This window comes from Streptomyces sp. NPDC004542, from assembly GCF_040610035.1.
Lineage (GTDB): Bacteria > Actinomycetota > Actinomycetes > Streptomycetales > Streptomycetaceae > Streptomyces.
This window is the reverse complement of record NZ_JBEXLP010000187.1, coordinates 1-3,719: the sequence shown is the minus strand read 5'-3', so window position 1 is coordinate 3,719 and position 3,719 is coordinate 1. Positions and strand designations below refer to the sequence as shown.

Annotated in this window: 3 protein-coding genes; all 3 read right to left on the bottom strand. The window is 70.9% G+C overall.

Annotation, left to right across the window (positions count from 1 at the left end; all coding sequences use genetic code 11):
- Positions 1-154: 154 nt before the first annotated feature.
- A complete protein-coding gene (locus ABZX30_RS37845) occupies positions 155-1,540 on the bottom strand; it encodes an aspartate aminotransferase family protein (RefSeq protein ID WP_355942914.1) in 1,386 nt (461 codons plus the stop codon).
- Complete coding sequence (dxs, locus tag ABZX30_RS37840) at positions 1,537-3,510, bottom strand: 1-deoxy-D-xylulose-5-phosphate synthase (protein WP_355942911.1); 1,974 nt, start codon at positions 3,508-3,510, stop codon at positions 1,537-1,539. The genes ABZX30_RS37845 and dxs overlap by 4 nt, the downstream gene beginning before the upstream one ends.
- Positions 3,511-3,546: 36 nt before the next feature.
- The coding region (locus ABZX30_RS37835) for a flavodoxin-dependent (E)-4-hydroxy-3-methylbut-2-enyl-diphosphate synthase (RefSeq protein WP_355942917.1) at positions 3,547-3,719 on the bottom strand (173 nt) is incomplete at its 5' end.

Genomic DNA, 3,719 nt, shown 5'->3' with positions numbered 1-3,719 from the left:
GCGGGCAGGTCGTCGCCCTGGCCCGCCGACGGCGCGGCTTCTGAGGCGTTCATGCCTCCATTCAGCCCGACCCTTGCCTCAAAGGCAAAATCTTTGCCTCAGAGGCAAAGAGACGAAGAGCGGAGGCGGAGGTGGAGGCGGAGACCGCCCGGCTTCAGCGGTTGGCCACCGCCTGCTTGATGAGGGTCTTGCCGAAGTCCCACATGAGGCCGCCGCCGTGGTGCGCGTCGTCCATCACGGCGGTGAAGGCCTCGACGAACCGGTCCACCTCCCGCTCGCCGATGACCAGCGGCGGGATCAGCTTGATCACCTCAAGGTGGTCGCCGGAGACCTGGGTGAGGATCCGGTGCCGCTGGAGCAGCGGGACGACCACCATCTGCGCGAACAGGCCCTTGCGGGCGGCCTGCAGCATGGTCCAGCGGCCGCGCAGCTTCAGCGAGGCCGGCCTGCCGAACTCGATGCCGATCATCAGGCCCCGGCCTCGGACGTCGGCGAGCAGTTCGTACCTGCCGGCCAGCGCGGCGAGCCGGGACTTCAGCAGCTCGCCGGTCGCGCGGGCGTTCGCGACGATCTGCTCGTTCTCCATGACCGACAGCACGGCGAGCCCGGCCGCCATGGCCTGCGCGTTGGAGCCGAAGCTCGCCGAGTGGACCAGCACCCGGTCCATGGAGGAGTAGACCTTCTTGAAGATCCACTCCTTGCCGAGGGTCGCGCCGACCGGGACGTACCCGCCGGACAGCGCCTTGGCCACGCACACCAGGTCCGGCTCGACGCCGTCCTCGTGCTGGTAGGCGTAGAAGTCACCGGTGCGGCCGAGACCGGTCTGCACCTCGTCGGCGATGAGCAGGGCCCCCCGCCGGTGCAGCAGCTCCTGGGCGGCACGCAGATAGCCGGGCGGGGCCTCGTGCACCCCCTTGCCCTGGATCGGCTCGACGATCAGGGCGGCGACGTCGCCCTTCTTCAGCTCCCGGGCCAGGGCGTCCAGATCGCCGAGCGGGACGGCCGTGTCGGGCAGCAGCGGGGCGAAGCCGTCCCGGAAGCCGCGCTCGCCATTGACCGACAGGGAGCCGGTGGTCAGGCCGTGGAAGGCGTGGCCGCAGTAGAGGATCCTCGGTCTGCCGGTGGCGTACCGGGCGAACTTCAGGGCGGTCTCCACCGCCTCGGTGCCGCTGTTGCCGAAGAACACCCGGTCCAGGTGCGGGCTGTGCGCGAGCAGCTTCTCGGCCAGCAGTCCGGGCAGCGGCTGGCAGTCGAAGCGGGTGAGGTCCGCGAGAGAGGCGTCGAGGACGTCGTGCAGGGCCTTGCGGACGACGGGGTGGTGGCGGCCGAGGCCCATCACCCCGAACCCGGCGAGCATGTCGAGGTAGTCGTCACCGTCCGAGTCCCAGAAGTAGGCGCCCTCGGCCCGCTCGTAGACCTTGTCGAAACCGATGGTCTGCAGCATGCGCGGGAGCTGGTGGTTGAGGTACCTGGCGTGCAGCTCGTAGCGCTCGGCTCCGCGCTCCGCCAGGAGTGCGCCGAGGTCGAACTCCGTGGTCATTCAGCCTTCTCCTGTTTCTCCGCCTTCTCCGCCTTCTCCGCCTTCTCCGCCTTCTCCGCCTTCTCCGCCTTCTCCGCCTTGCCCGCGCCCGGGCCGGCGGCTTCCCCGACGGCCAGGCTCGCGCCGATCCGTCCGGCCACCTCGACCGGTGTGAGCCCGATGTCGGCCAGCACCTCCCCGCGCTTGGCGTGCGCGAGGAACTGCTCGGGGATGCCGAACCGCCGTACGGGAACGTCCACGTCGGCGTCGCCGAGGGCCAGCGCCACGGCGGAGCCGACACCGGCCGCGCGGCTGTTGTCCTCCACGACGGCCACCAGACGGTGCCCGGCGGCGAGCCCGGGCAGCGCCGGGTCGACGGGCTTGACCCACCGGGGGTCGACCACCGTGCAGCCGATCCCCCGGGCCTGAAGCAGCTCGGCCGCCTGGAGACACACCGGTGCCATGACGCCGACGGCGACCAGGAGCACCTCGGGGTGTTCCGCGCGGTGCAGCACGTCCATGCCGCCGACGCGGCCGACGGCCGGGATCCCGGGGCCGGCCGACTCCTTCGGGAAGCGGACCAGGGTGGGCGCGTCGTCGACGGCGACGGCCTCGCGCAACTGGGCCCGCAGCTGGTCGGTATCGCGCGGGGCGGCGATTCTGAGGCCGGGGACCACCTGGAGGACCGACATGTCCCACATGCCGTTGTGGGAGGGTCCGTCGACGCCGGTGACACCGGCCCGGTCCAGGACGAAGGTGACCCCGCAGCGGTGCAGCGCCACGTCCATCAGCAGCTGGTCGAAGGCACGGTTGAGGAACGTGGCGTACACGGCGACGACCGGATGCAGGCCCCCGGTGGCCAGGCCCGCCGCCGACACGGCCGCGTGCTGCTCGGCGATGCCCACGTCCCACACCCGGTCCGGGAAGCGTGCCGCGAACCTGCCGAGGCCCACCGGATGGAGCATGGCCGCCGTGATCGCCACGACGTCGTCCCGCTCCTCGCCGATCCGCACGAGCTCGTCCCCGAACACCGAGGTCCACGACGGGCCGCCGGCCGGCACGAGCGGCGCGCAGGTCAGCGGGTCCATCACGCCGACGGTGTGGAAGTGGTCCTCCTCATGGGCGAGGGCGGGTTCGTAGCCGCGGCCCTTCTTAGTGAGGCAGTGGACGAGGACGGGCCCGTGGAAGCGTTTCGCGCGGCGCAGCGCCGACTCGACGGCCAGGACGTCGTGGCCGTCGATGGGCCCGACGTACTTCAGGCCCAGGTCCTCGAACATGCCCTGCGGGGCGAAGGCGTCCTTGAAGCCCTTCTTCGCGCCGTGCAGGGACTCGTAGAGCATGCCGCCGACGACCGGGACCCGCAGCAGGACGTCCTTGCCCCACGCCAGGACCTTCTCGTAGCCGTCGGTGGTGCGCAGGGTGGCCAGGTGGTCGGCGAGGCCGCCGATGGTGGGCGCGTAGGAACGCTCGTTGTCGTTGACGACGATGATCAGCGGCCGGTCCTTGGCCGCCGCGATGTTGTTCAGCGCCTCCCAGGCCATGCCGCCGGTGAGCGCGCCGTCGCCGATGACCGCGACCACGTGCCCTTTCCCGCCCCGCACCTGACGGGCCTTGGCCAGTCCGTCGGCCCAGCCCAGCGCGGTGGAGGCGTGGCTGTTCTCGATGACGTCGTGCTCGGACTCCTCGCGCGAGGGGTAGCCGGACAGACCGCCCTTGCCGCGCAGCTTGGAGAAGTCCTGACGGCCGGTCAGCAGCTTGTGCACATAGCTCTGGTGACCGGTGTCCCAGAGGATGCGGTCGGCCGGCGACTCGAAGACCCGGTGGAGGGCGACGGTGAGTTCCACCACGCCCAGGTTGGGTCCGAGGTGCCCACCGGTGCGGGCCACCGCGTGCACCAGGAACGCGCGTATCTCCTGGGACAGTTCACCGAGCTCCGCCTCGGACAGCGCCTTCAGGTCGCGTGGTTGCCGGATGGTCTCCAGAATCGTCACGATGGGCCCCCTCTCGGTCCGTGCCTGGCTTCGGACTCACTTCGTCTGCTCGGCGAGCTTCATGGCCTCCTCGATGAGGGTCTCCACGATCCTGGACTCGGGGACGGTCTTGACGACCTCGCCCTTGACGAAGATCTGGCCCTTGCCGTTGCCGGAGGCGACACCGAGGTCGGCCTCGCGGGCCTCGCCGGGGCCGTTGACCACACAGC